At 63.3% G+C, this 24,164-nt stretch carries 22 protein-coding genes, 1 tRNA gene and 1 riboswitch; of the genes, 12 read left to right on the top strand and 11 right to left on the bottom strand.

Translation table 11 applies throughout. The features are described 5' to 3' along the window. Positions 1–51 precede the first annotated feature (51 nt). From H2O75_RS10245 to H2O75_RS10235, 3 genes are all read right to left on the bottom strand, one after another. The gene (locus H2O75_RS10245; RefSeq protein ID WP_182171666.1) at positions 52–390 is read right to left on the bottom strand and encodes a hypothetical protein; all 339 of its coding nucleotides are present in this window, start codon (positions 388–390) and stop codon (positions 52–54) included. 133 nt (positions 391–523) lie between these two features. Then, the gene (locus tag H2O75_RS10240) at positions 524–922 is read right to left on the bottom strand and encodes a DUF2177 family protein (protein WP_182171663.1); all 399 of its coding nucleotides are present in this window, start codon (positions 920–922) and stop codon (positions 524–526) included. A 77-nt stretch (positions 923–999) separates the two neighbouring features. Further along, positions 1,000–2,244 carry a glucose-6-phosphate dehydrogenase gene (locus tag H2O75_RS10235; RefSeq protein ID WP_182171660.1) on the bottom strand — a complete coding sequence of 415 codons (1,245 nt, stop codon included), beginning with the start codon at positions 2,242–2,244 and terminating at the stop codon, positions 1,000–1,002. A 117-nt stretch (positions 2,245–2,361) separates the two neighbouring features. On the opposite strand from H2O75_RS10235, the gene H2O75_RS10230 reads away from it, so the two are divergent. Continuing rightward, positions 2,362–4,152 (top strand): glycoside hydrolase family 15 protein, encoded by a 1,791-nt coding sequence (locus H2O75_RS10230; RefSeq protein WP_204736364.1) that lies wholly within the window; start codon positions 2,362–2,364, stop codon positions 4,150–4,152. A 2-nt stretch (positions 4,153–4,154) separates the two neighbouring features. On the opposite strand, the gene H2O75_RS10225 is transcribed toward H2O75_RS10230, so the two are convergent. Both H2O75_RS10225 and H2O75_RS10220 read right to left on the bottom strand, forming a co-directional pair. Further along, positions 4,155–5,081 (bottom strand): aldo/keto reductase, encoded by a 927-nt coding sequence (locus tag H2O75_RS10225; RefSeq protein WP_182171657.1) that lies wholly within the window; start codon positions 5,079–5,081, stop codon positions 4,155–4,157. 66 nt (positions 5,082–5,147) lie between these two features. After that, positions 5,148–5,221: transfer RNA gene (locus H2O75_RS10220), tRNA-Gly, on the bottom strand. 131 nt (positions 5,222–5,352) lie between these two features. On the opposite strand from H2O75_RS10220, the gene dcd reads away from it, so the two are divergent. Both dcd and H2O75_RS10210 read left to right on the top strand, forming a co-directional pair. Then, complete coding sequence (gene dcd / locus H2O75_RS10215; RefSeq protein ID WP_182171654.1) at positions 5,353–5,928, top strand: dCTP deaminase; 576 nt, start codon at positions 5,353–5,355, stop codon at positions 5,926–5,928. Positions 5,929–5,947: 19 nt separating this feature from the next. Next, positions 5,948–7,018 (top strand): DUF2804 domain-containing protein, encoded by a 1,071-nt coding sequence (locus H2O75_RS10210; RefSeq protein ID WP_182171651.1) that lies wholly within the window; start codon positions 5,948–5,950, stop codon positions 7,016–7,018. Positions 7,019–7,071: 53 nt separating this feature from the next. Here the strand turns inward: H2O75_RS10210 and H2O75_RS10205 are convergent, their stop codons facing one another. The 5 genes from H2O75_RS10205 to H2O75_RS10185 all read right to left on the bottom strand — a co-directional run bounded on the left by H2O75_RS10205 (position 7,072) and on the right by H2O75_RS10185 (position 12,486). After that, positions 7,072–7,998 (bottom strand): carbohydrate ABC transporter permease, encoded by a 927-nt coding sequence (locus H2O75_RS10205; protein WP_220462736.1) that lies wholly within the window; start codon positions 7,996–7,998, stop codon positions 7,072–7,074. Continuing rightward, positions 7,995–9,347 (bottom strand): carbohydrate ABC transporter permease, encoded by a 1,353-nt coding sequence (locus tag H2O75_RS10200; protein WP_182171648.1) that lies wholly within the window; start codon positions 9,345–9,347, stop codon positions 7,995–7,997. Before H2O75_RS10200 ends, H2O75_RS10205 begins: the two co-directional genes overlap by 4 nt. 59 nt (positions 9,348–9,406) lie before the next feature. Further along, positions 9,407–10,768, bottom strand: coding sequence for an ABC transporter substrate-binding protein (locus tag H2O75_RS10195; RefSeq protein WP_220462735.1), 1,362 nt, complete (start codon positions 10,766–10,768; stop codon positions 9,407–9,409). A 205-nt stretch (positions 10,769–10,973) separates the two neighbouring features. Beyond that, complete coding sequence (locus tag H2O75_RS10190) at positions 10,974–11,483, bottom strand: GNAT family N-acetyltransferase (protein ID WP_182171645.1); 510 nt, start codon at positions 11,481–11,483, stop codon at positions 10,974–10,976. A 10-nt stretch (positions 11,484–11,493) separates the two neighbouring features. Beyond that, positions 11,494–12,486 carry an AEC family transporter gene (locus H2O75_RS10185; RefSeq protein ID WP_220462734.1) on the bottom strand — a complete coding sequence of 331 codons (993 nt, stop codon included), beginning with the start codon at positions 12,484–12,486 and terminating at the stop codon, positions 11,494–11,496. Between the two features lie 198 nt (positions 12,487–12,684). Here H2O75_RS10185 and H2O75_RS10180 point away from each other — a divergent pair, with 198 nt between their 5' ends. Continuing rightward, on the top strand, positions 12,685–13,755 hold the full coding sequence (locus tag H2O75_RS10180; RefSeq protein WP_182171639.1) for a flagellar basal body-associated FliL family protein: 1,071 nt from the start codon (positions 12,685–12,687) through the stop codon (positions 13,753–13,755). Positions 13,756–13,894: 139 nt separating this feature from the next. Further along, positions 13,895–14,914: a hypothetical protein gene (locus H2O75_RS10175; RefSeq protein WP_182175295.1), complete on the top strand. Its 1,020-nt coding sequence runs from the start codon at positions 13,895–13,897 to the stop codon at positions 14,912–14,914. Positions 14,915–14,929: 15 nt separating this feature from the next. Here the strand turns inward: H2O75_RS10175 and H2O75_RS10170 are convergent, their stop codons facing one another. Beyond that, positions 14,930–17,125, bottom strand: a complete 2,196-nt coding sequence (locus H2O75_RS10170) for a (Fe-S)-binding protein (protein ID WP_259365253.1) — start codon at positions 17,123–17,125, stop codon at positions 14,930–14,932. 137 nt (positions 17,126–17,262) lie between these two features. On the opposite strand from H2O75_RS10170, the gene H2O75_RS10165 reads away from it, so the two are divergent. Genes H2O75_RS10165 through H2O75_RS10135 form a run of 7 tightly spaced genes read left to right on the top strand, consistent with a single transcriptional unit; the run spans position 17,263 to position 24,011 of the window. Further along, positions 17,263–20,277, top strand: coding sequence for a Na+/H+ antiporter subunit A (locus H2O75_RS10165; protein ID WP_182171636.1), 3,015 nt, complete (start codon positions 17,263–17,265; stop codon positions 20,275–20,277). After that, positions 20,274–20,756, top strand: coding sequence for a Na(+)/H(+) antiporter subunit C (locus H2O75_RS10160; protein WP_240161868.1), 483 nt, complete (start codon positions 20,274–20,276; stop codon positions 20,754–20,756). The genes H2O75_RS10165 and H2O75_RS10160 overlap by 4 nt, the downstream gene beginning before the upstream one ends. Continuing rightward, positions 20,753–22,339, top strand: a complete 1,587-nt coding sequence (locus tag H2O75_RS10155) for a Na+/H+ antiporter subunit D (protein ID WP_182171633.1) — start codon at positions 20,753–20,755, stop codon at positions 22,337–22,339. Before H2O75_RS10160 ends, H2O75_RS10155 begins: the two co-directional genes overlap by 4 nt. Further along, on the top strand, positions 22,336–22,971 hold the full coding sequence (locus H2O75_RS10150) for a Na+/H+ antiporter subunit E (protein WP_259365252.1): 636 nt from the start codon (positions 22,336–22,338) through the stop codon (positions 22,969–22,971). Before H2O75_RS10155 ends, H2O75_RS10150 begins: the two co-directional genes overlap by 4 nt. Continuing rightward, positions 22,968–23,357 (top strand): MrpF/PhaF family protein, encoded by a 390-nt coding sequence (locus tag H2O75_RS10145; protein WP_182171630.1) that lies wholly within the window; start codon positions 22,968–22,970, stop codon positions 23,355–23,357. The genes H2O75_RS10150 and H2O75_RS10145 overlap by 4 nt, the downstream gene beginning before the upstream one ends. Next, positions 23,347–23,733 carry a monovalent cation/H(+) antiporter subunit G gene (gene mnhG / locus H2O75_RS10140; RefSeq protein WP_182171627.1) on the top strand — a complete coding sequence of 129 codons (387 nt, stop codon included), beginning with the start codon at positions 23,347–23,349 and terminating at the stop codon, positions 23,731–23,733. Before H2O75_RS10145 ends, mnhG begins: the two co-directional genes overlap by 11 nt. A 23-nt stretch (positions 23,734–23,756) precedes the next feature. Then, a complete protein-coding gene (locus H2O75_RS10135; protein ID WP_182171624.1) occupies positions 23,757–24,011 on the top strand; it encodes a DUF4235 domain-containing protein in 255 nt (84 codons plus the stop codon). A 21-nt stretch (positions 24,012–24,032) separates the two neighbouring features. Beyond that, positions 24,033–24,136, top strand: a riboswitch (TPP riboswitch). The last annotated feature ends 28 nt before the right edge of the window (positions 24,137–24,164 follow it).

The raw sequence follows: 24,164 nt of genomic DNA, 5'->3' as shown, positions 1-24,164 counted from the left end.
TCTCTCGAGACGCTCGACAAGATCTCTCGCCTCTTTCGTGCCCAAACCCGTCTACCGTTTCACGTCACGGACAGCATCGTTCTTCCTGTGCTCGCGCACGTTGCGGATCGCGGAGGTGCGCTGCTCGGAGGTCAGTGCCGCCGAGCGAGGCGTCGAGTGCGAGGCGGACAGGAAGTCGGCTGGCGGTGCGGGGGCGATCGTCGGCGCATAGTCCGGGCTGAGAGACGATGTTCGGCCCGGGGCCCGCCGAGTCGGGAGCAGGGCGCCCAGGAAGGCAAGAACGGCAGCCGTGACGGACGCGATGAGGAGCGTCGTCTCGCCCCCACGGCTTTCCAGTTCCCACACGGCAAAGCTGCTGACGATAGCGGCTGCGAAAGATAACGTTCTCATGGCCCACTCCTTTGGTGCAGGCCGATGCCTGTCCTGCTGAGTCTGTCACTATGACAGCCCGGTGGCGAGAGGCAAACGGGCGGCATGTGGCGCCCCCACTGGTGGGAGACACACAGGGGGCCTCCCACCAGTCTTACGAGGAGACCTTGCCTGCGACGACGGCGGTCGTTCCCGTGAGGACAGCGCCCCACGCGCAGTCACTCGCGGCGACTTTGACGGGGAAGTCCTTGAGGACGGCAGAGTTCGTGAAACCAAACGTGCCATAGGCCAGGGCTCCGAGAATGGCACCATCCCTGAACCGTTCGACGCTCGTGCGGTCCTGTCCGGGCTTCACCGCGAGATAGACCGTGCCGGCGAGATATCCGGCATAGAAGAGACCAGCGGGTGCGGCATTCACCTGCGAAGCCATGAGATGAGGGATGTTCTTGTCGTAAACCTTCTTCGCCACCCCGCCGATCCAGGCGGCGTCGAGAACAGCAAATGTTGCCGTCGCTCCGCCCAATGCGGTCAGCCAGCGTCGTGTCTGTGCCATGATCATTCCTTTGCTTGGGTGTGTGACTGTCAGATTATCGGGGAATCGAGAGGGTCTGGGACGAAATGGTTCATTCTTCAAGGAATTGTCATCGTGCCCGCAGGGTACTCTTCCAGCGGTGCGCGATTGAGCTGTTCTCTGATGTGAGACATAGCCTCCCACCCCGCCACGGCAGCGTCGGCCGATAGCCCGCCGTCACCGTCGATGAGTCGTTCCACCACTCTGCCGTAAGCCGAGAGGGGTGCAGGTGCGAGGGCGGAATGGAGGGTCAGGTTTGCAGAGCCGCCGCCCCTGAGATCAGCCCCCGCGAGAGAGATCGCCATGCTGTGGTCAAGGAGGTCGAGGCTGAGCGTATTGGCAGGGTGAGGACCGTTGGGACGGAAGGTGACGACGATGTTCCCGCGGTCGAGGCCGAAAGCCTTCCCCGATTCGAGGCGGATAGGGATGCCCCGCCACCGGTCCACATCAACCTCGACAGTGACGCGGAACCAGGTTTCGGTTCCTCGGTCGGGATCCACCCCGTCCTCATCGACATAGGCGGGGACGCTCTTTCCGTTCACCTCCCCAGCAGAGTATCGGCCTTTTCGGACCTCTCCCTGCACGCGAATTCCTCGCAGGATGTCCTCCGGCGCAAGATCCCCATCGGCAAGTACGTGGGCCACAGTCTGGAGCAGATGAGACTGCAGCATGTCCTCGGCGGCGCCGGTTGCGTCATAGAAGTCGGCGCGGCCCTCAAGACCGATTGTTTCGTTCCACGCGAGGTCGATCGCGGCGATATCAGCGGGAGTCCAGGAGGATGTGATGAGTCGATTCGCGGAGCGCAGGGCACGAAGATTCCGAACCCCCGCCATCTCAACAAAATGATCCACCCGAACAATCCGTGGCTCGTCGACGAGGCCTGCCAGGCGCGCATTGAGCTGACGTGCTGACTCGCGGTCGGTGCCGAACGGCTTCTCCACGGCCAGGGTGATGCCCGGCGGGAGGGCAGGAAGAGCGGAAACCGCCTCGGCCGTGACCGTGGGGGAGAGCGCGAAATAGAGGATGGCGTTCTCGCGTCCCTCGAGGAGCGCAGACAGGTCGCGGGAGTCGGTCGCATCTGTCACCGAGTATGTCGCACGATCGGCAAGGCGCTCCGCTACCCGTGCGTCCACGTGCTCCGTCGCATCGCGAACCAGGCCCGCATAGTCGTCGACGGAGGAATGTCCCGCGCCGACGACAGTGATGTCAGTGCCAGTGAGGGCGCAGTAGTGGGCGATTCCCGGCAGGAGCAGCCGGCGGGCGAGATCACCTGCGCCGCCAAGGATAATAAAAGTGCGTTCCATCGGCGCCACGATATGTGATGGAAGGAACGAAAGGGAGTCTTTTCGGCCCAGTGCGCACGAATATCGCGCAGCGCCGAATAGGGCACGTGTGGTGTGGGTGCCTGTCAGGATGGTCGTGTGAGTACTGACCTTGAGAAGTATGCGTTGTTGTCCGATATGCGAACGAGTGCTCTCGTCTCGCAGGAGGGATCGATCGATTGGCTGTGCTTCCCGCGGTTCGATTCCCCAGCCGTGTTCGCGGCACTCCTCGGCGACGAATCGAACGGATCATGGAAACTCGCCCCCGTCGGTGGCACCATCGTGTCCCGCACGTACCGTGACGGCTCTTTCGTTCTCGATACTGAATGGCAGACTCCGACCGGGAGGGTCATGATCACCGAATACATGCCAACCCGGGGCGATATCGGGGATGAGTCGGATCTCATTCGGGAGGCGACATGTCTCGAGGGTGAGGTGGAACTGTCCATGGATTTCCGTATTCGTTTCAACTATGGGGAGTCGATCCCCTGGGTGGAACGTGTCGACCTTGCCGGTCAGCCGGCACTCGTGGCGATTGCGGGTCCGAACGCTGTCTACCTCACCGGCCCGCTCCCCGAACCTGTGGGCCACTCCCATCAGGGCGTGTTTGCCGTCCGCGCGGGAGAGACGCTCCGGTGGGATGCGATATGGGCGCTGAGCTATGGCCCCCTCCCTCATCGCGAGAACTATGACAAGCTTCTGACGGACACGCTGGAGTACTGGCATGACTGGTCCGACCTCATCGAAGCCGACGGACCCTATGCCGCACACGTCGAACGATCACTCCTTGTCCTTCGGGCGCTGACGGATCATGCAACAGGCGGGATCGTCGCCGCACCGACGACGTCGCTCCCAGAAGAATTCGGCGGATCACGCAACTGGGATTACCGCTACACGTGGCTGCGGGACTCTGCGCTCACGATCGAAGCACTGATCGCACACGGGTTCACGGACGGTGCGATGGCGTGGCGCCAATGGCTGCTGCGCGCTTTGGCCGGTGATGTGCACAGCCTGCGAATCATGTACGGACTCGGCGGGGAGAGACACCTGCCGGAATATGAGCTCGACCATCTTCCCGGCTACGAGGACTCGGCCCCCGTCCGTATCGGCAACGGTGCGGCTGAACAGTTCCAGGGAGATGTCGTCGGCGAAGTGATGGTCGCTCTCGACAAGATGAGGAAAGCCGGCATCAATGAAGACGAACGATCGTGGGGCCTTCAGATCGCGCTCCTCGACTATGCCGCCGCTCACCGAGACAGGCCGGAGCATGGGATCTGGGAGATGAGGGGAGAACTGTCAGAGTTCACCCATTCGCGGGTCATGATGTGGGCCGCGTTCGATCGCGGCATTCGTGCCGTGGAGGACTATGGATTCGATGGGCCTGTCGACACCTGGCGAGACCATCGCGACAGTCTCGCCGCCGAGATCGAAGAGCACGGCTGGAACAGTGAGATCGGCTCCTATACGCAGACCTACGGGTCCACCGACGTTGATGCCTCCCTGCTTCAGCTGCCGCACGTCGGCTACCTCGACTACGACGATCCGAGGATGCTGTCCACGGTTGCCAGGATCGAACGCGACCTCGTCGACCCAGATGGTTTCCTCTACCGCTATCGGACCGAAACCGGCAAGGACGGCCTGCCGGGAGGGGAATACCCGTTCCTCATCTGCTCCTTCTGGCTCGTCGAACACTATGCCCTGTCTGGGCGGAAGGCAGAAGCGCGGGAGCTGATGGACAGGCTCGTCGCCGTAGCTTCCCCTCTCGGCCTGCTATCCGAAGAGTATTCACCCCACCATCGCAGGCTTGCCGGGAACTATCCTCAAGCCTTCTCCCACCTCGGCCTCATCCGGGCCGCCGACGCGGTGGCAGGCAGGAACCCGTCCCTCTAACACTAGGGAATGGACCATCCTGCCGCCTGAAGGAGCCCGTACCATTCGGGCCGAGACAATTGGAGATCGGCGCCAGCGGCCGCGGCACGCAACCGCTCGGGCCGGGTCGTCCCCACGATGGTCTGCATGGCGGCCGGATGTCTCGCGATCCAGGCGGTGGCGATCGCGGCCGGATCCACCGCGTACTTGTCCGCCAGACCATCCATCATCTCGTTGAGCTCGCGGTAGCGGGAGCGATCGAACAGTGAAACCGAGTGATCCCCCTGGAACGGAGACCAGGCTTGGATCGCGATGTTGTTGATGCGGCAGTAGTCGAGGAGACCCCCACCATCGCGGACCACAGCCTGATCCAGCCCCACCATGTTCGCGGCCATGCCCTGCGTGATGATGGGGGAATGGACGATGGAGAGCTGGACCTGGTTGATGGCAATCTGCTGGTCGAGGGCGGCCTGAAGAAGCTCGATCTGTCCGGCTCTATGATTCGACACTCCCACATGCCTGACCTTGCCGGCGGACACGAGATCGGAGACGGCGCGGGCCACCTCCTCGGGTTCGACGAGCGCGTCGGGACGGTGCAGCAGGAGCACGTCGATCACGTCCGTCCTGAGTGCGCGGAGGGAACCGTTGACCTGGTGGACTATGTGCTCGTAGGAGCTGTCATAGTAGCCGTCTGCGATGCCAACCTTGGTCTGGATGGTGAAAGCCTCGCGCTCCGCACTGCCGAGCTGCATCGCGGCAGCGAACCGTTCCTCGCATTCATGGAGGCGCCTCCCGTAGATATCGGCGTGATCGACGTAGTCGATGCCGCTGTCGCGGGCTGTGCGCACGAGGGCTCTGATCTCAGCATCGGACATGTTCGCGATTCTCATCATCCCGAGGATGACGGAGGGAGCATCGAGCCCTGCTGCGGGAATTGTTAGGCGCTTCATAGGGCCACCCTAGCGGGGCCGAAAACAATAGTCGCAGGCTGCTGACACGAATACTGTCGCGTCACGTGGAGCGGGTGACGGGAATCGAACCCGCGCTACCAGCTTGGGAAGCTGGAGTTCTACCATTGAACTACACCCGCGTACTGACCTATTGTAGCCCTTCCCTTGACCCGACACCAAAGCGGCTCGGCGCCGAGCTGGAATGGGGCAGGGGAGAGTCGGAACGCGTACAAGGGAGCGCGCCGGGCTGTTTTTCTGGCAGACTCGAGGCGTGCTCCTTTCAGACAGAGATATTCTTGCCCAGGTCGATGCTGGCCGTATCAAGGTCGATCCGTGGGACGAGGCTTTCGTGCAGCCCTCCTCCCTCGATGTTCGCCTCGATAAGTTCTTCCGAATGTTCGACAACCACCGTTACCCGGTGATCGATCCCGCCGCGGAACAGCAGGATCTGACCCGGCTTGTCGACGTCGGATCGGACGAGCCCTTCGTCCTCCACCCGGGAGAGTTCGTCCTCGGGGCAACCTACGAACAGGTGACACTGCCCGACGATATCGCGGCACGACTCGAGGGGAAGTCCTCCCTGGGGCGTCTCGGCCTGCTCACCCACTCAACCGCAGGATTCATCGATCCCGGCTTCACAGGGCACATCACACTCGAGCTGTCCAATACGGCGACCATGCCCATCAAGCTCTATCCGGGGATGAAAGTGGGGCAGCTGTGCTTCTTCCAGCTCTCATCCCCCGCCATCGCACCCTACGGCAGCGGCGCCCACGGCTCCCGCTATCAGGGCCAGCGGGGCCCCACAGCATCCCGCTCGTGGGTCGATTTCCATCGCACCATCATCTGAGCGCACGTAGGATCGGGTCATGAGCGATGGTGAGCGTGAACTGACCCAACCCGTTCCTCTCGTCGCGCCCACAGGCGGGCTCAATCCGGATGCGGTCGGGTGGACAAGACACCCGATGCACGACACCTCCAGCATCGCCAACGGTCCCCGCAGGGCCGTGTGGGGGCGCAACAAAAGGTGGGAATACTGGTTGATCACCACCCCGCGCCACCTCATATCGCTGACAGTCAGCGACATCGACTATGTCGCCTCCCATACGGTGTGGGTGTATGACATGGAGGGCGAGAGGCGCCTCGACGTGACGGCGATCGTGCCCTTCGCTCGGGGCGCTGTCCTCCCGCCGAGTCTCGGTGACGGCCCTGCGAGGGGAGGCTCCATGCGTTTCGGGCGCGTCCTGCCGCCGGGCCCTGGTCGGATGAGAGCCATGATCGATCCGCTTCCGCAGGGTACCCGTCTGCGTGGGGAAGGGCAGGCCCGAGGCGACGTTCGACCATCTCGTCTGCTGTTCGACGTCACCGCTCACCGTGCACCCGAGCATGAGAGTCTCGGTGTTGTCGTGCCATGGTCGCAATCGCGCTTCCAGTACACGGTGAAGGAGACGGCACTGCCCGCGACGGGCTGGCTCGAGGTGGACGGGGAACGGTTCGACCTGCCAGCGGGGGAATCCTGGGCGATACTCGACCATGGCCGCGGCCGGTGGCCGTATGCGATGGAATGGAACTGGGCGGCAGCCAGCGGCATGGTCGGTTCACGTGCGATTGGTCTGCAGTTCGGGGGCCGATGGACGGACGGAACCGGGTCGCGGGAGAATGCGATCACAGTGGACGGGCGCCTCTATCCCCTCCACGAGGACATCGCCTGGGATTATGTGCCCGGCGCATGGGATCAGCCCTGGCATCTCAAGTCCCCCTCGGTTGACCTGTGGCTCGAACCCTTATGGGATCACGATGCGGTGACCGACCTGGGGGTTCTTGCGATGAAAGCGCATCAGATCTTTGGGTTCTTCCACGGCACCGTCACGGTGGATGGTCATGTCATCCAGATCGACCGGATGCTGGGCTTCGCGGAGGACGTCCGCAACCGCTGGTAGGGCGTCCGCAACCATAGATAAGAAGGACCGCCCCCGAGGGGGCGGTCCGTGGTCTACTTCGTCGATCCCGCCATGAGTGCGGACACGAAGTAGCGTTGGAATGCGAAGTAGACGAACAGCGGAACCACCATCGAGATGAAGGCCCCGGTGGACAGGATGTCCATGTTCGACGAGAACTGTCGAAGCTGGGATTGGATCTCGACCGTGATCGGCTGGGATCCTGGCCCGGCAAAGATGAGGGCGACGAGCATATCGTTCCAGGACCACAGGAACTGGAAGATCGCCAGCGATGCGACGGCCGGCATCGCCAGGGGGAGTGCGATCCTCAGGAAGATCCTCATCTCCGACGCGCCGTCGATACGGGCGGCCTCCAGAAGTTCGGCACTGATGTTCGTGAAGTAGTTCCGCAGGAGGAACACGGCGAACGGCAGTCCGAAGGAGACGTGGAAGATGATGACGGCCGCGTAGGTGCCGAATATTCCGATGCTGCCGAAGAGGCGGGCGAGGGGAATGAAGGCAACCTGGAGTGGTACCGCCATGAGTGCCACAACACCGATAAGCACCCAGTCGCGCCCCGGGAACTCGATCCAGGCCAGCGCATACCCCGCCATGGCTCCGATCGCGACCACGAGCAGGGTGGAGGGCACGACGATGATGACGGTGTTGAGAAGGGACTGCATCATCGCGTCATTGCCGAGGAGCGCCTGGTAGTTCTCGATCGTCAGCTGGTGGGTGTTGGCGAAGACCGTCCACCAGCCTGACGTGGAGTTCGCCTGGGAGGTTCGCAGCGATGCGAAGAAGAGCCCGATTGTCGGGACGAGCCACATGACGGCGACAAGGGCGAGAATGACGTTGACGATCGAGTTCGAGAAGAGTGCGACGATGCGGCCGCCGAGAGTGGTGGGGCGTTCCCCCGCCATCTTCGACCCGCGGGGCTTCCCCCGGCGCGCCTCCGTCTCTGGTTCTGTCACTGTACTCATTGCCTTCCTCCCTGCCGGAAGTTGCGAATGTTGAGGAGCATGAACGGGATGACGAGGATCAGGAGGACGATCGCGAGGGCAGACCCGAGGCCCTGATCGCTGCCGCCTCCGAACGACACGGTCCACATGCGGGTCGCGAGCACATCCGCAGCATTCTTCGACGATCCCGGGGGTATGACATAGACGAGGTCGAAGATCTTCAGCACGTTGATCATGAGCGTGACGATGACGACCGTGAGAACCGAGCTGAGCTGCGGGACGGTGATGTGCCGGAACACCTGCCATTCGGACGCGCCGTCGGTCCGCGCCGCCTCCATGAGTGACCTGTCCACGGCGGACAGCCCGGATGCGATCATGACCATGGCGAAACCTGCCCAGATCCACACGTACGCGAGAATCATGACGGGCGTGATGAGGTCAGGGCCGAGCCAGTTGATACCGGAGGGGCCGGCCGAGAAGTTCGAGGCAGGGACCCTTATCGTCAGCGGCTCATCAACCTCGAGAGTGAATGTCCCATCATCCTCTGTCGTGGTCTCCCAGACGTCGCCGACAGAGTTCACTCCCTCGACGGTGATGCCGCCGAGTCCGGGCTTGTCGGCATCGACCTGGCCTGACTCACCGCCGCCGCCGCGCACGAAGTCGAGCCAAACCGTGCCAGTGATGGTCCCGTCCTCGGACTGCGCCTCGACCGCCGGTGTCGACCCGATGTACTCGGGTGCGATCCCGATCAGGGGAATCAGGGCAACATCGCCGGGCTCGAACTCCCCGAGGGAGAGGATCTCGGACCCTGGCCCGCCCTGCTGTTCGAAGCCGGAGAACTCTTCCCCTGCCCGCAGTCGAGCATCCGGATAGTGCGCCCCCGAGCTGAACACGTTCTTGACAGCGACAGTGACCGCGTTGGCAATGCCGATGTCGGGGTTCTGCTGGAAAGCGGTGCGGAAGATGATGCCGGCGGCCAGCATCGAGATCGCCATCGGCATGAAGATGATGAGCTTGAACGCCGTTGCCCACGCAATCTTCTCCATGAGGACGGCAAAGATGAGGCCGAGGACCGTGCAGACGAGAGGCGCGACAAGAACCCAGATGAGGTTGTTCTTGAAGGCCGTGAATGTCTGCGGATCTGTGAAGATCTTGACGTAGTTGCCGAAGCCGACGAAGCTCTCGCCGTTGCGGGAGAACGTGGAACGGACAACGGAATATCCGATGGGGTAGACGACAAAGACGGTGAGGAAGAAGATGGCGGGGCCGAGCAGGACGCCCAGCAGCCATCTGTTTTGGGTTGATATCGGGGCCTTGCCTCGGCGGGCCTTCTGCCGGGGCGCTTTCACCCCTGTTGTGGTGTCAGACATGAGTACCTCGCTCGAGCGTGGAAAGGCGGGGCGCACTCTCGTACGCCCCGCCACACTACTTATTCGCCATAGGCTGCAACGGCAGCATCCTCAAGGGCCTGAGCAGTGCCCTCGACATCATCCGTGTTCTGGTAGAAGTCGATGAGGATCGACCACATGCCAGCGCCCTCGGTGCCGCCGAAAGCTGACGGCGTGAGGTCAGACATGTCGAAGCGGAACGTCTCGGCGGATGTCAGCTGTTCGGCAATCGCGAGAGACACCTCGTCAGGGTAGAGGCTCGTGTCCGCGTTCTGGTTCGGGGACGTGAAGCCGCCGAGTTCGATCCAGATATTCGCAGCATCCGGGGATGCCAGGTATTCCATGAGTGCCATGGTCGCCTCGTCATCGTTGAATGCGATAGCGACGTTTCCGGCTCCCATGACGGCCGGCTCCGAGCCGTTGATCGAGGGGAACGGGTAGAAGTTGGCGTCCTCACCCACCACGGCATCCGTCTGGTCCGCGATGTTCCCGGCAACGAAGTCACCCTCGAAGACCGTTCCAGCCTCGGGCGGGTCCGTGAAGGCAGCCGTCACCGAATCGGGGAAGGAGCGCTGTGCGCCGCCCGGCAGGACAAGCGTCTCATCGCCCCACAGTTCGCCCAGGATCTCGAGCGCCTCGACGACGGACTCATCGGTCCAGGGGATCTCGTGCGCTGCGAGCTGGTCGTACATGTCAGCACCCGCGGTCCGCAGGTACACGTTCTCGAACCAGTCCGTCAGCGGCCACCCAACATCCGCGCCGACGACAAGGCCGGGAACGCCCGAATCGGAGACGAGCTGCAGCGTTGACATGAAGTCATCCCACGTCTCGGGGATCTCAGCGCCAGCATCATCGTAGACGCCGACGTTGTACCACATGGTCGACTTGTTGGCGGCCTTGAACCAGACGCCATAGAGCTCGCCGTCGTACGTGGACAGGTCCCGCCACGTCTCCGCATAGTTCGCGTCGACCTGGGCGACAACGTTCTCGGTGACGGGCACGATGTCTCCCGAATCGACGAGCTGATCGACCAGGCCGGGCTGAGGCACGAGAGCAATATCCGGGGCGCCCCCTCCCTCGATCTGCGTACCGAGAGCAGTGGCTACGTTGTTGCCGAGCGACTGGTAGGTGACCGAAGCTCCTGTCTGCTCCTCGAAGTAGTCGAGGACGGCCTCGAAGTTCGCCTGCTCCGCACCGGACCAGTCCGATGCGACATCGATCGTCTCGCCGGAGAGATCGGGGTAGTCGATAGTGCCGCCCGTCGATTCATCCGTGCTGTCGTCCGAGGTTTCCTCCGATGTCTCATCGGTGGCGTCGGGAGTTGTTGTCTCGTCGTCGGCCTCGTCGCTGCCACATGCGGCCAGGAAAGCGGATGCCGCCATGACGGCGGCGATTGTCTTCATGCGTCGTTGCATAGTTCCTCCAACACATCGGTGATGTGAGTTAGTGCACACAGGATTGCCTCCCCAGGGTAGACCGTTTCAACCGCGATTGAAACCCTTTCGTGCTTTTGCGGCCCGCGCGCTCACGCGCACGGTCGACGGCAGGCGCTTATCGTTTGCGCTGGTCGAGGCCCCGAGAGACTCTCGATAGATGGAATGTGGAACCTTAACGGAGGGCGCTTTCGGCGGGCCAGGGGTCGCTGGGAAGCCTCCCGCATGTCACCACATCGACTCGCGTCCCATCGATGAGAAACTTCTCCCGCTCGAGGCCTTCGATGACGAAACCCGCGCGTTCCGCAACCCGCCGCGAAGCTGGATTGTTGGTGCGAAAGCCGAGCTCGAGGCGATCCAGTCCGCCGCGCAGCAGATCGCTCGAGAAGTCTCGGACAAGCGTCGAGGTGATGTGGGCGCCGCGGACGGAGGGTATCGACCAGTAGTAGATCCATGCGCTTCGATTGTCGCCATCGATAGAAGCGCCCACGAAAGCCAGAACCCGATCGGTTTCGCGCTCGGCCGCCACCCTGTGGCGCGTGGCGGGGCGCGTGACGGCGGCAATGTACTCGGCCGCTGTCGCCATGTCGACCACCGTCCCCTGGCGTGCCATGTCCTCCCCGCGGAAAGCGTCGAGGATCCAGACGGCGTCCGCTTCCGTGAGTTCTCTCGAGTACCACTCCATGACGGCGATTCTAGGCGAGTGTCATGGCCGCAATCGTGTTGAAGGTGATGAAGCCGAGGACTGTCGAGGCTAGGATCACGGAGGCGACAATCGCATTATTGGCACCGAATCGCTCCGCCAAGATCGACGTGTTGGCGGCCGTGGGCAGTGCTGCGATAATGGTGAGGACGGTCAGCTCGTCCCCACCAAGCGGAGCGCCCGCCGCCATCGCGCCCGCTCCGATCAACCACACCGCGGCGGGGAGAGCGACGAGCTTCACGGCCGTCAGCCAGGCAATAGAGGACCTCGTGACGGACTGCTGGCCCGTTCGTGCACGTTGCTGTTCGCGGGCGAGGACTGCCCCGATCGTGACGAGTGCAACCGGTGTCGCGGAATCCGCCAGGAGGCTGATCGTCTCGGCGATCACCCCCGGCATGTTGATCCCTCCAGCGCCCCAGGCGACTCCGAGCACGATCGCCCACAGCATCGGATTGGCGAGAACTCCGCGCAGTGCCAGTGCGAGGGTGGGGGAGCCGCGGGAACCGCGGTGGGCGAGAGCGATCACGATGGATTGGACGGCGAGAATGTCGACGATCATGATCGGCATGAGCGGGCCAACGGCCGCGGGGCCGAGGAGGGTGACGATGAGGAGGATGCCCATGAACCCCATGTTCGGGGAGGCTGTCGACAGTCCCGCAAAAGACGCATCCCGCCAGCCCAGCCCTGCCCGAAGCCCCGGGAAGATGCCGAGGCACAGGATGATGGTGGTGGCCGCGAGCCAGACGATGGCGGTCCAGGGGTTGACGAGATTCGACAGGGGCGTCTGCGAGCCGAACTGGAACAGCATGGCTGTGATGGCGAAATAGAGAACATACGTGTTGAGCCCGGGCAGGGCGGACGTGGGGAGGAGGCGCAGCCGTGTGGCGAGATAGCCGAGGAGGATCAGGGTGAAGAGGGGTGCGCTGACGATGACAACGTTCACAGACTGAGCCTCCGGTTCGACACCCGCACCGGTGAACGGCACGTGAGGCCAGTATGCCCGAGCAGGCAGGTTCAACCGCGAGATTCGGTGTGTCTGCTCAGAGTCTCCCGATGTGGGAAGGTCTCCCCGAGAGTCCCGCCATTGGCTCTGAGGTGCGGTTTCTCGTGTGCCCGACATGTATCCTGGCAGTCAAGTGGCAGATGTTGGCGCCCACAGTGCCCGCATGAAGGAAGTGGTTACATGTCAGAGAACAACGAAGGACGGCGCCCCGAGGGCGAGAACGGCGTTCCGCCCGAGCAATCCGGTGTGTCTCCAGAACAGGCCGCCGGCGAGCACGGGTGGAATGCCCAACCGGCCAACCCCGACTATCAGCAGGCTGACTATCAGCAGACAGCGCAGTGGCAGGGCCAGCAGACGGGACCGTTCGGCTACCAGCAGCCGGGCGCGTGGTCGGCACAGGAGACGAGTGCGTACCAGCCCGGCTATGCGGCTGATGGGCAGACATATCCGCAGGGCGGCTACGTGCAGGGCGGATATCCCCAGCAGTACGGTCAGCCGGCGTATGGCCAGGAGGGCTACGGCCAGCAGTACGGCCAACAGTATGGGCAGCCGGCCTACGGCCAGGGCGCCTACCCGCAGGACGGTGCCCCGGGAGGCTACCCACCATCCTATGGAGGCTACGAGAACGGCGGAGGTTACCCGCCGTACGGCGGAGGCTATGGTCAGCCCCCCAGCAAGGGCAAGGGACCGCTCATCGCGTGGATCGTCCTCGGCGTCATCCTGCTCATCGCCATCGTTGTCGGAATCCTCTTCGCGACAGGCGTGTTGAGTTCCTCCGATGAACAAGAGCCCTCGAGCACGGCTGTCGAGCAGTCGGTCGAGCCATCAGACGAGTCCGATGATCCTGTACCCGCGCCCGGAGAACCGGCACGCTACGGCGACAGTGCTGAGCTCGATGCTCTGTGGGACTCGTGCGAGGCGGGCAGTCTCGCCGACTGCGACGAGCTCTACTACGTCTCTGGATTCGACACGGAGTACGAAGAGTTTGGCAACACCTGCGGCGGAACAACCGACGCCGCCTACGGCACGTGCAGCTCCGAGTCTGATGAGTCGGCGCTCTCCTATGGCGATGATGCCGACCTGGATGCTCTGTGGGACTCGTGCGAGGCGGGCGGCTTCGCCGACTGTGACGAACTGTGGTGGAGCTCCCCCATCGGTTCCGAATATGAAACGTTCGCGGAATCCTGCGGCGGCCGCACCGAGGGTGCTGCCGGTACATGTGAGATGAGGTCCGAGAGCGGAGATTTTTAAACCTCACGAATAGCGATCGAAGGTCATGTTAACGCCGTTAACGTGACCTTTGATCGTTGACAGCGTGCCACGCGTGGGATAATGGACTATGACGGCGGATGCGATGGGGCATTCGCAGTCCATCTCAAGGAGGTACGCAATGTCGGACAACAATGGTGCTCCTGGGGGCACGAACAACTCCCAGTTCCACGACCAGCCTGGTTCTTTTCCTCAGGCCTACCCGCCAACCGGCAACTATCCACCCGGTGGTGGTTACCCGCCAGCTGGTGACTATCCGCCAGGGGGTTATCCGCCTACTGGTGACTATCCGCCAGGGGGTTATCCGCCCTACGGTCAGCCCCCCAAGAAGGGTATCCCCGCCTTCGTGTGGGTGATACTCGGGCTCCTTGTCGCTGCCGGAGTCACGATCGGAGTTCTCTTCGCCCTGGGAATACTGGGAGGCGACGACGATGTGGAGACGGACGAAACCACCGAGGTCGTTGAACCTGAGCCCACTGTCGAGACCACTGACGCGTCGGAGGAACCGACAGAGGAACCGACGGTTCCTCCGACGGTGGAACCGACGGACGAGCCGACGACGCCAGAGGTTGTCTTCGGCTACGGCGACAATGCGGTGCTCGACGCTTTGTGGGATGCGTGCGCGGCAGGAGACTACGCCGCATGCGATGACCTCTATTGGGCATCCGGAGAATACTCGGGATATGAAGAGTTCGGCGGTACGTGCGGCGATATCGGAATCGATGGCTACGGATTCTGCGAGGGACTGCAGTCGGGGGCGATGAACGCGGGAGACAGCGAGATGCTCGACATGTTCGTCTTCTGGTGCGAGAACGGAGACATGCTGGCCTGCGATGATCTCTATCGCGGTTCCCCTCTCGGCTCCTTCTACGAGGAGGTCGGGAGCTCGTGCGGCGGATCGGGAATGGAAGCATTCGGCACATGCCAGAGCGAAGAGCCGGAGGACTATCCATTCGGCCCCGGAGACAGCCTCATGCTCGACGCTTTCCTCGAATCGTGCGAGGCCGGGAACTTTGTCGAATGCGACCGCGTGTGGTGGCGGGCTCAGATAGATTCTGACTATGAGGCGCTCGCGGCGACCTGCGGGGGCCGCAGCGAGGGGCAAGCAGGTTCCTGCCTCGCCCAATCGGAGAGGTTCTGAGGAGCCGGTCGCTGCTTAGTCCTGACCCCGCTGGCCGCGCTTGACGCCCTCGAGGAGCAGGAGTGACACATCCTTGACCTCGATGTCCGCATTCTCGCTCCGGGCACCATCGGTCAGCATCGTCGTGCAGAACGGACATGCGGTGGCGATGACGTCCGCACCTGTCGCCACCGCTTGCCGTGTCCTCATTCCAGAGATCGATGTGCCGTTCTTGTCCTCGAAGAAGGCGTGAGCGCCCCCCGCGCCGCAGCACATGGCGCGCTCGCGGTTCAGCTCCATCTCCCGCACGTCTCCGAGGAGTTCACGGGGCGGGCTGTAGATGTTGTTGTGCCGGCCGAGGAAGCACGGATCGTGGAAGGTGATGGTCTTCCGCTCCTCGGGGGAGGGTGCCACCGGTGTCAGCCTGCCGTCCCGGACGAGACGGTTGAGGAGCTGAGTGTGGTGAACGACGGTGTAGTGCCCCCCAAGATCGGGGTATTCCTTCGCGATCGTGTTGAAGCAGTGCGCGCAGGACACCACGATATTCGTCGCTCCCACCTCGTTGAGAGTGTCGATGTTCTGTTCCGCCAACATCTGGAAGAGTACTTCGTTCCCTGCCCGCCGGGCGGGATCGCCCGTGCAGGATTCCCCATCCCCGAGCACAGCGAAAGAGACGCCGGCGGTGTGGAGGAGTTCGGCGACCGCAGCGGAAGTCTTCTTCGCGCGATCGTCGTATGCTCCGGCGCAGCCGACCCAGAAGAGGTAGTCGACGTCGGCCGCTGATTCCATGTCAACGCCCACCTGGGGCACGTCGAAGTCGAGGTTTTTCGCCCAGTCGAGACGCTTGCGAGGATTGAGCCCCCACGGGTTTCCCTTGTTCTCCAGTCCCGTGAACATCTTGCCCAGCTCTGAGGGGAAGGCGGATTCCATGAGGACCTGATGCCTGCGGAGCCCGATGACGAGATCGATCTGTTCGATATCGACCGGGCACTGGTCCACGCACGCGCCACACATGGTGCATGCCCACAGGACGTCGGGAGTGATGACGTTCGGCATCAGCGGGGCATCCGGGCCGCGGTCTGGATTGTCGCCGAGAGCGCCCGCCTCGAGGAGTGCCCCGAGAACGTCTCCGCTGTGGACGTCTTCCATGCTTGCCGCAGCCTTCGCGAAGGGTGCTGATGCGAAGGCGTGATCGCGCAGTGTCGTGACAAGGAGTTTCGGAGAGAGCGGCTTGTTCGAGTTCCAGGCAGGGCAGAGATCTTGGCACCGTCCGCACTCCGTGCATGTTGCCGTGTCGAGGAGGCCCTTCCAGGAGATATCGGAGACTGTCCCATAGCCGAGTGTGGCGTCCTCGTCGAGGTCCTCGACGGTGTCCATGCGCAGCGGCCGACCATCGACGTACAGCTCAGGCAGGGGGCCGAGTGCGGGCCTGCCATCCGGATTCGTCTGCGCATAGACGTTGACGATCGCGAGGAAACGATGCCAGGCCACGCCCATGGATGGCACGAGCCCGATGACGACGAGCCAGGAGAGGGAGAGTGCCAGCTTGACGATGGCGGAGCCGGTGATGATCCACCCGAGTGTGTCTTGGGACAGGCCGCCGAGGAGCGCGCCTATCCAGGCCGTCGTCGGAAACTGCACCCAGGATGCTGGTTCGCTGTCAGCCAAATACGCATATTCGGCGCCCCGGATGATGAGGACGCAGGCCACGACTCCGATGATCGTGAACTCGACGTAGCGTGCCTGCCAGTGCACGGAGCCGAAGAAGCGTGATGTTGCCGGGAACTCATCGCCCGATTCGAGGGTGGTGCGGGAGCCGGCTGAACGGCCGGTCGATGTGCGCACCGCCGTGAGGAAGATGCCGCCGATCAGTCCCGCCCATGCGAAGAACTCGACGAGCCAGTTCCAGGGCGCGAACGAGCCCAGTCCCGGCATCGCCCACCCCGGGTCCGTCAACTGGAAGAACGCCGTGACCAGGGTGAACGCCAGGATGGGGAAGGAGATCATGACGCACCAGTGTGCGACGCGGATCCAGGGCCTGTGCTGAAAATTCTCGTGATTGAGGATCTCTGTCACGACGCGGCGAAGGCGCGGGCCGACCGGGCGGAGGCGACCGGGCGCGGGGGTTCCCATGCGGGCGACTGTGATGATCCGCCACAGGCCGTTCGTGAAGACGGCGGCGCAGGCAAGGGAGATCAGACCGGCGAGAGGGAGTGACCAGGAGGGAAGCACGGCGGCCTTTCGGAGAGAAATCGTCTCCTCCCAAATTAGCCTGAATCGCTCCCGTTGTTAAAGAAGTGTGAAGGTCTGGCTACGGCTGAGGTGAGCGGTCGGTTAAAGTTGTAGGTGGACTATCAGGGGGAGTGTGAATGATTCAGTTACTCATTGCTTTCGTGGTGGTTGCTCTTGCAATGCCTGTAGTGATGAGGTGGCTGGGTCGGCAGGGCTTCTTTGTCGCCGCTCTCGTCCCTCTCGCTGGCTTCGTGTGGACAGCCGCCCAGGGCCCGGACGTGCTGAACGGGGAGTACCCGCAGCAGACGTTGACGTGGGTTCCGGAACTCGGCTTGGCGGGAGATTTCCGCCTCGACACGCTGTCGTGGATCATGGCGCTGCTCGTCACCGGCATCGGCGCACTCGTCCTCATCTATTCGACACGCTACTTCTCTCGCAAGGCGAGCGGCCTCGGCCGATTCGCGGCCTTCTTCGTGGCCTTCGCCGGCGCCATGTTCGGCCTCGTGACGACCGACAACACTCTCATCATGTACACGATGTGGGAGCTGACAACGGTCTTCTCCTTCCTCCTCATCGGCCACTATCGCGACCGTCGAGCATCGCGCCGTGCCGCCATGGAAGCCATCATCGTCACGACAGCGGGCGGCCTGGCCATGCTGGGCGGCATCATTCTCCTCGGTGAACGGCCGGGCGGATCCTATTCCCTCACCCAGCTCGTCGAGGCAGGCTCGTCCGGACTGACTGAGGGCGCGAGCACCGGCTATGTGGGAACGGCGATCGTTCTCATCCTCCTCGGTGCGCTCTCGAAGTCCGCGATCTTCCCCTTCCACTTCTGGCTGCCGGCGGCGATGGCGGCACCGACACCGACCTCGGCCTATCTTCACGCGGCGGCGATGGTGAAGGCCGGCATCTATCTTGTTGCCCGTCTCGCCCCCGGGTTCGCCGACATCACGGCCTGGCAGTGGACGATCATTCCCGCCGGGCTGTTCACCATGGTGTTGGGAGGCTACCGGGCACTGCGCCAGAACGACACGAAACTCGTCCTCGCCTACGGCACGGTCTCCCAGCTGGGCTTCATGATGGTGCTCGTCGGGTACGGCAACGCGGGCGTTGCCCTGGCAGGTCTTGCCGTTCTCACCTCCCACGCACTGTTCAAGTCCTGCCTGTTCCTCTGTGTCGGCATAGTCGACTGGATGACCGGCACGCGTGACCTGCGTGAACTGAGCGGGGTGGGACGCCGCCGCCCCATCCTAGCCACCGCCGCCGGCATCGCCGTCCTCTCCATGGCCGGCATCCCACCCTTTGCAGGGTTCGTCGCGAAGGAAGCCGCCCTCCATGCGCTCACCTACGGCGATGGAATGGACATGGTTGTCGCCTGGGTGATCGTCCTCGGCTCGGTCCTCACTCTCGCCTACGGCCTGCGGTTCTGGTGGGGCTGCTTCGCAAGCAAGCCCGGCGTTGAACCGACAGAGCTGAAGAATCGTTCCGGCATCATCCTCACGCCCCCCGTGCTCTTGGCGGGAGCCTCCCTCCTGCTCGGCCTCGTCCCCTCCTGGTGGGAGTCCCTCCTTCGCGGGCATGCGGACTTGAGCCCCGGCGAGCCGGGACATCTGACCCTCTGGGCAGGATTCGGTCTGCCGGTCGTCATGACGATCCTCATCATCGTTGCCGGTGTCCTGCTCTTTATCGCCCGCGTGCCGTTCGAGGCCGCCCAGCGGAAGCTGTCGATACCGTTCTCCGCGGAGGGAACATACCGCCGCATGATCGTGGGGCTCGAGAACGTGGCGAGCGACGTGACGGCACGTGCCCAGACCGGTTCCCAGCCCATGTACTTGACAGCCATTCTGTCCACGGCAGCGCTCGCCGGCACTCTTTCTCTTGTCTTCGGCGGCACAGCGGTCGAGATGAACTACCGCTGGTATGACTCCGTGGCCCAGATCCCCGTCGTCATCATCGCCTGCGGGGCCGCAATCCTTGCCGCTCGTGCGCGCCGGCGCCTCAAGGCGGTCCTTCTTCTCAGCATCTCCGGCTACTGCGTGGCTCTCATCTACGAACTGCACGGCGCCCCGGATTTGGCTCTCACCCAGGTCCTTGTCGAGACGATCACCCTTGTCGTGTTCGTGCTCGTCCTCCGACGCCTTCCCTCCTACTTCTCCAACCGGCCGATGGCGACGTCGCGGTGGTTCAGGGCGGGTCTCGGCGTGGTCGTCGGCCTGTGCGTCGGTGCGTTCGCGTTCTTCTCCGCCAATGCCCGCATCCACGTCCCCGTCTCTGCCGACTTCGCGAGCGAAGCCTACGACTTCGGGTACGGCCAGAACATCGTCAACGTGACGCTCGTCGATATTCGCGCCTGGGATACTCTCGGCGAGATCTCCGTCGTCGTCTCCTGCGCGATCGGCGTCGCGTCCCTCCTCTTCATTCGAGATCGCAAGGGCAGGATCGATCCGCTCCGCAACATTGCCAAGCCGAACACGAAGTACCGGGTGTGGCGCAGGGGAGAGGATGACGAGAGGGGCCGCGTTCTCGTCCAGCGGGGCGCCAACCATCTGGGCGATTACCAGGTGCGTGCACCGGGAAGGAACCAGCGGTGGCTGCCGGGTGCGAGCACGCTGGCGCCTCAACGCCGGTCCGTCATCTTCGAGGTGGGCACGAGGCTCGTCTATCACACGATGCTCATCGGTTCCCTCTTCCTCTTGTTCTCGGGCCACAACCTGCCGGGAGGCGGTTTCGCTGGCGGTCTCCTTGCCGGCATCGCCCTCACCCTGCGCTATCTCGCGGGCGGACGGTACGAGCTCGGGGCTGCCATGCCCGTCCATCCCGGTGTGCTCATGGGTGCGGGGCTGACGACCGCGACAGTGTCGGGCCTGTTCCCGATCGTGCTGGGCGGATCCACCCTGCAGAGCGCAAAGTTCGAGTTCCTGCTGCCCGTGTTCGGGGAGGTCAAGTTCACGACCGTCATCGTCTTCGATATCGGCGTCTACCTCGTCGTCTTCGGGCTCGTGCTCGAGATCCTGCGGTCCCTGGGCGCGGAGGTTGATCGCCACGGCGAGGTCGAGGGTCTCGATGATGATGGTTCCGTCACCCCCACGCCCCAAGCGGACCGTCGAAAGGAAGCTGTGACATCTCGCGAGGCAAGGGAGTCCCTCTCATGATGATCGATACGTCCCCGTCACTCGCTCTCGTCGTCCTCTGTGCCGTGCTCGTCGCCGTCGGCGTCTATCTCGTCCTGGAACGATCCCTCTCCCGCATCGTCCTCGGCTTCTCCTGTCTCGCCAACGGCGTCAACATCGCCTTCCTCATCGCGGGCGGGCGGGCGGGTGCCCCGCCGATCGTGGGGCAGGCCGATCCGAACGAGATGTCGGATCCTCTCACGCAGGCGATGATGCTGACCGCGATCGTCATCACGATGGGAACGACGGCCTTCATGTTGGCTCTCGCCTACCGGTCGTGGCAGTTGGATGGCAACGATGAGGTCCAGGACGACCTTGAGGATAAGAGGCTGGCGGTTATGGCTGAACGCGATGAGCGTCTTGTCAGGGATGAGCAGAACCAGATCGATGACGCTGTCGCGGAAACGTTCGACGAGACTGAGGACGAATTTGATTCCTTCCCCGAGGGTGATGTGAAGTGAGCTGGCTTGTCGCTATTCCCGTCGTCCTGCCGCTCCTCGGCGCCGGCGTCACCCTTGCCTTCTCGAACTTCCGGAGGGTGCAGTGGCTGATCTCGGTGACGATCCTGTCGATCTCTCTCGCGGTTGCGACGGCCCTCGTCTTTATCGTCAACAGCGGCCCTCTGGTCTTCGATGTGGGCGAATGGGCGGCCCCTGTCGGCATCACCCTCGTGGCCGACAGGCTCTCCGCACTCATGCTCCTCGTCTCTGTCGCCGTCACCCTTGCCGTTCTCATCTATTCGCTCGCCCAGGGCGTGGAGGACGGTGAGGAGGCCGCCCCCACGGCTGTCTATCACCCCGCCTATCTCATCCTGTCCGCGGGCGTGTCGAATGCGTTCCTGACGGGCGACCTGTTCAATCTGTTCGTCGGCTTCGAGATCCTTCTCGCCGCGTCCTTCGTCCTCATCACCATGGGCGGCACGAGGGCCCGTATCCGCTCCGGCACCGTCTATGTCGTCGTATCGATGCTGTCCTCGATCGTCTTCCTCATCGCCATCGTCATGACGTATGCGGCGACGGGAACGCTGAACTTCGCCCAGCTCGCGACTCGGCTGCAGGAGATCGATCCGGGCGTGAGCCTCGCCCTGCAGGCGATGCTCCTCGTCGCCTTCGGGATCAAGGCCGCACTGTTCCCGCTTCACGCCTGGCTGCCGGACTCGTACCCGACGGCACCGGCCCCCGTGACAGCCGTGTTCGCAGGCCTCCTGACGAAGGTCGGCGTCTATGCGATCATCCGCACCCAGGTTCTGCTCTTCCCGCAGGGCAGGCTCGATGATGTGTTGAGCGTGGCGGCGATCTTGACGATGGTGGTCGGCATTCTCGGTGCCGTCACGCAGCGCGATATCAAACGTATGCTGTCCTTCACGCTCGTCTCCCACATCGGGTTCATGATCTGGGGCATCTCCGTCTCCACGGAGGTCGGCCTTGCGGCCACGATCTTCTACGTGATCCACCACATCACGGTCCAGACAGCCCTGTTCCTCGTGGCCGGCCTCATCGAGCGGCACGGCGGGTCGACATCCCTGCAGAAGCTGGGCTCCCTCGCGAAGTCGGCTCCCGTGATCGCGGCCCTCTATCTCATTCCTGCTCTCGGCCTGGCGGGAATCCCACCCATGACCGGCTTCCTCGGCAAGGTCGGACTGATCTCTGCCTCCGCCCAGTCCGGGCAGGCGATCGACTGGTGGATGATCGGCGCGGGTCTCGTCACCTCCCTCCTCACCCTGTACGCGGTGCTGCGGGCCTGGAACCTGGCATTCTGGCAGGAGCCGGAGGAAGAGCTCGAGTACACGTCGATCCCGGTCGGGATGTATGGCGCGGCCGGTTCCCTCGTGGTCATGTCGCTCGGAATTGCGCTCTTCGCGGGCCCGATCTACTCGTATGCTGAAAGGGCCGCCATTGATCTCGAGCGGCGCGGCCCCTACATCGTCGCCGTCCTTCCCGACGGCAACCGGGGCACGGGCACGTCCGAGGATGAGACGGATCCGGACGTGGCGGACGAGTTGGAAGACGTCACGACAGTACCGGCAGAGGAGGTTGACGAGTGACTGAATCGAATGCAAGACTCTCGATCCGCCGGGCAACGTTCCGGCCGGGGCGTTTCCCGCATGCCTCCGCCGGGATGCTGATCTGGCTCACGATCGTGTGGGTGCTGCTGTGGGGCGACGTGACGACCGGCAACATTGTCGCCGGCTTCCTGCTCGCACTTCTCCTCACCACGATCACGCCCCTGCCGACAGCGACGTTCGATGGTCGTTTCCGTCCCATCGCTCTCGCCCGGCTCGTGTTCGTCTTCCTCTTCGATGTCCTCAAGGCATCGGTGCAGATCGCGTCCTATGCGCTGAGGAAGAAGCACCCCCGGGGAGCGGTGATCCGTGTCCAGACGAGAGCGCACTCGGACGTGTTCCTGACAACGACCGCGGGCCTCACGTCCCTCGTCCCCGGCTCCGTCATCGTCGACGCTCATTCCGCCAGCGGCACGCTCTACATTCACGTGTTCGATATCGACCTTGCGGGTGGACTGGAAGCCGCCCACGAGGCCGTGCTCAAACAGGAAGAGCGCATTCTGCGCGCCTTCGCGTCCCAGGACCAGCTGATCGATGCTGGGTTCGTGCCCGGGTGGCGCATGGGAGAGCGGCTTCCCGTCCCCTATGCTCCAGCGGCGGGAGACCAGTCATGACGATCGTTGCCTGGGTGTGCGGACTGCTCCTGTTCCTCTCCGCTATCGCCGTCATCATCCGCGTCTCCAAGGGACCCTCGATGCTCGACCGCATGGTCGGCGTCGATCTCCTCACGTCCGTCATCCTCGGAGCCGTCGCCGTGATCTCGGCCCTCACCGGACGCACCGATCTCCTCCCCGTCCTCGTCGTCCTCGCGATCGTCGGCTTCATCGGTTCGACGACGATCGCGCGCTTCGTGGCGCACGAACCGACGGCCGACAAGCGCATCCTCACGAAGGAGGAGGTTGCGAAGATCCTGGCGGATGAACGGATCCGCAACGATGACGATGATGCCGTGCACGACCCTGATCGGGACGATGCTGGGGAGGTGGACCATGCTGGATAGCATCTTGACCGTTCTCGGCGGGGCGTTCCTGATCGCGGGATGTGGGCTGACACTGATCGCCGCGATTGCCGTCCTGCGCTTCACGGACCTTCTGTCACGCCAGCATGCTGCGACGAAACCCCAAGTTTTGGGGCTCATCTTGGCGATGGTGGGGATGTCCCTCATCGTCCGCGACGCGACGCTCGTGTGGACCGCGGGCCTTGTCGTGGCCTTCCAGCTCATCACCGCACCCATCTCTGCGCACATGATCGGCCGGGCGGGATACCGCACGGGCGGGATCGTTCCGTCCGATCTTGTTGTCGACGAGCTGGGCGAAGACCTTGACTCGACGCGAGTCGGTGGGAAACTGGGACCTGGCACAACACAATCCACGTAGCCAACAACCCGAAAGGACGAGGCATGGACATTGGATGGAAGATCATCAGCACGGGCGGAGGTCTTGTCGCCGGTCTTGCGGCGAAGAAGATCGTCGAATACGGCTGGCAGTTCGCAACCGGCCACAACGCTCCCGATGAGGACGACTTCGAATCGAACCTCGTCGAAGCGGTCGTCTTCTCGGTTGTCGCCGCCGCCACGAACACGATCATCAGGAACCTTGTGATGAAGAAGGCGAGCGACGTGTACGGCCGCGCCGCGAAGTCAGTCGAAAGGTAGACCGACCTTCGGCTAGGATGGGTTCTACGACAGGGGAGCGTTGACAACGCTGAGAGTGCATGAACATGCAGACCCTCGAACCTGCTCCGGTTAGCACCGGCGAAGGAAGTCGGGACATCTCTCAGACCCCTGCCCACATGGGCAGGGGTCTTT

The organism is Flaviflexus equikiangi (assembly GCF_014069875.1).
Classification (GTDB): domain Bacteria; phylum Actinomycetota; class Actinomycetes; order Actinomycetales; family Actinomycetaceae; genus Flaviflexus; species Flaviflexus equikiangi.
The sequence above is the reverse complement of the archived record's forward strand: the minus strand, read 5'-3'. Positions and strand labels throughout refer to the sequence as shown.

Excerpts from the sequence above, each read along its gene's own strand:
- H2O75_RS10165 (WP_182171636.1), top strand. The coding sequence starts at position 17,263 with ATGATTCAGTTACTCATTGCTTTCGTGGTGGTTGCTCTTGCAATGCCT.
- H2O75_RS10210 (WP_182171651.1), top strand. The coding sequence starts at position 5,948 with ATGAGCGATGGTGAGCGTGAACTGACCCAACCCGTTCCTCTCGTCGCG.
- H2O75_RS10245 (WP_182171666.1), bottom strand. The coding sequence starts at position 390 with ATGAGAACGTTATCTTTCGCAGCCGCTATCGTCAGCAGCTTTGCCGTG.
- H2O75_RS10235 (WP_182171660.1), bottom strand. The coding sequence starts at position 2,244 with ATGGAACGCACTTTTATTATCCTTGGCGGCGCAGGTGATCTCGCCCGC.
- H2O75_RS10175 (WP_182175295.1), top strand. The coding sequence starts at position 13,895 with ATGTCGGACAACAATGGTGCTCCTGGGGGCACGAACAACTCCCAGTTC.
- H2O75_RS10205 (WP_220462736.1), bottom strand. The coding sequence starts at position 7,998 with ATGAGTACAGTGACAGAACCAGAGACGGAGGCGCGCCGGGGGAAGCCC.
- H2O75_RS10180 (WP_182171639.1), top strand. The coding sequence starts at position 12,685 with ATGTCAGAGAACAACGAAGGACGGCGCCCCGAGGGCGAGAACGGCGTT.
- H2O75_RS10135 (WP_182171624.1), top strand. The coding sequence starts at position 23,757 with ATGGACATTGGATGGAAGATCATCAGCACGGGCGGAGGTCTTGTCGCC.
- H2O75_RS10190 (WP_182171645.1), bottom strand. The coding sequence starts at position 11,483 with ATGGAGTGGTACTCGAGAGAACTCACGGAAGCGGACGCCGTCTGGATC.
- H2O75_RS10225 (WP_182171657.1), bottom strand. The coding sequence starts at position 5,081 with ATGAAGCGCCTAACAATTCCCGCAGCAGGGCTCGATGCTCCCTCCGTC.
- H2O75_RS10145 (WP_182171630.1), top strand. The coding sequence starts at position 22,968 with ATGACGATCGTTGCCTGGGTGTGCGGACTGCTCCTGTTCCTCTCCGCT.
- H2O75_RS10240 (WP_182171663.1), bottom strand. The coding sequence starts at position 922 with ATGGCACAGACACGACGCTGGCTGACCGCATTGGGCGGAGCGACGGCA.
- mnhG (WP_182171627.1), top strand. The coding sequence starts at position 23,347 with ATGCTGGATAGCATCTTGACCGTTCTCGGCGGGGCGTTCCTGATCGCG.
- H2O75_RS10195 (WP_220462735.1), bottom strand. The coding sequence starts at position 10,768 with ATGAAGACAATCGCCGCCGTCATGGCGGCATCCGCTTTCCTGGCCGCA.
- H2O75_RS10160 (WP_240161868.1), top strand. The coding sequence starts at position 20,274 with ATGATGATCGATACGTCCCCGTCACTCGCTCTCGTCGTCCTCTGTGCC.
- H2O75_RS10200 (WP_182171648.1), bottom strand. The coding sequence starts at position 9,347 with ATGTCTGACACCACAACAGGGGTGAAAGCGCCCCGGCAGAAGGCCCGC.